Raw genomic sequence first — 1,719 nt, forward strand, 5'->3', positions numbered from 1 at the left:
ATGCGCGCCGAGGCGGCTCAGGAATTGGCGAATCTCAATCTGTCCTATACGGAAATCCATGCACCGGTGGACGGCAAGGTTGGCAGGCGCTCGGCGCGGGTCGGCGCATTTGTGACGCCCGGCGCGCCGGTTCTTGCGATTGTCCCGATCGCCGACGCCTATGTCGTCGCCAACTTCCAGGAGAACCAGATCACCAACATGCGACCTGGCCACAGCGTGCGCATCAAGGTGGACAGCCTTCCTGGCGTCGTGATCCAAGGCCATATCGATAGCCTTGCCCCGGCGACCGGAGTGAGCTTCGCGCCGATTGCGCCTGACAACGCAACGGGCAACTTCACGAAGGTCGTCCAGCGCGTGCCTGTCAAGATCACCATCGACCGCGGGCAGCAAGCCGCGTCTGAATTGAGCGTGGGGCTTTCTGTCGAAGCGGAAGTGGCCGTTGGCCGCCGTGGCGATACGCTGGCCAAGGGAGCGGACAGAAAATGAATGCGAGTGAGTTCCCTATCCGCGCGTCGGTGCTGGCGATACTGGCGTGCCTCGCGATGGTGGGCTGTGCCGTAGGGCCGGATTTCGAACGTCCGAAGACATCCGCACCCGACGTCTTTGACCGCGCCCAGTCTGCGCAGGCATCGAGCAAGACCGTCGAATCCCAGTTCAGTTCAGAGTGGTGGACACTGTTCAACGATCCCCTGCTGAACTCGCTCGAGGAGAAACTGGTCGAAGCCAACCTGGACGTCGCAGCCGCGTCGGCGCGGCTGCGGCAAAGCCGGGCAGTACAACGGGTGGCCGGCGCCGCCGAATATCCGACACTGGACGGCGCCGCCTCCTATCATCGCGAACGCGGAAGTCCAAACGGCATCCTCTCGCTGCTTGGGGTCAGCCCGACAGGTAGTCCGCCACCATCGGCGTCGGGCGACTCGCCGCTCGGCGTCGCGCCATTGCCGGGTTCGAGTGGTTCGCCCGCGTTCGACCTGTACCAGTTCGGCTTCGATGCGTCATGGGAGGTCGACATCTGGGGCCGCGTGCGACGCGGTGTCGAAGCGGCGACCGCTTTGACGGCGGCCTCGTACGAGGACCGGAACGCGGTCCTCTTGTCTGCCCGCGCCGAACTCGCGCGAGACTATATCGAGTTGCGCGACACGCAATCCCTGCTACAGATCGCGGTACAGAACCTTGAAATCGCCCGTGACACCACGAAGCTCACGCAGGTACGCGCACGTGAAGGCGTCACGACGGATCTGGACGTGGCCAACGCTTCCGCGCAGGCAGCATCGATCGAAAGCCTGATTCCGACGCTCGAGTCGCGTCGCGAGGCCACCATCAATGCGATCGGACTGTTGCTGGCCGAGGAGCCGGGCGCGCTGCGGCAATCGCTCGGCGAGGTGCGTGACATTCCGGAGCTCCCCAAGGAGGTGCCCATCGGCTTCCCCTCGGAACTGGTGCAGCGCAGACCGGACATCAGGAGGGCGGAGGCGCAACTGCACGCGGCCACGGCGTCGATCGGCATGGCAAAGGCCGACTTCTATCCGCGCATCACGCTAAATGGCAGCGCCGGGTTCCAGAGTCTCCAGCTCTCGAACCTCGCAAACTGGGCATCGGGCCAGTTTGTCGTCGGACCGTCGATCTCGCTTCCCATCTTCGAGGGCGGCAAGCTCAAGGGGATGCTGCATCTGCGCGAGGCGCAGCAACAGGAAGCCGCGATCGTCTACAAACGCACCC

At 64.3% G+C, this 1,719-nt stretch carries 2 protein-coding genes; both read left to right on the forward strand.

The genetic code is table 11. From position 1 onward, the window contains the following. The coding region (locus AB4Z48_RS40410; RefSeq protein WP_441624503.1) for an HlyD family efflux transporter periplasmic adaptor subunit at positions 1-486 on the forward strand (486 nt) is incomplete at its 5' end. Next, positions 483-1,719, forward strand: a 1,237-nt coding sequence (locus tag AB4Z48_RS40415; protein WP_441624505.1) for an efflux transporter outer membrane subunit, incomplete at its 3' end; no start/stop codon positions are given. The genes AB4Z48_RS40410 and AB4Z48_RS40415, both read left to right, overlap by 4 nt.

The organism is Cupriavidus sp. 2TAF22 (genome assembly GCF_052115045.1).
GTDB lineage: Bacteria > Pseudomonadota > Gammaproteobacteria > Burkholderiales > Burkholderiaceae > Cupriavidus.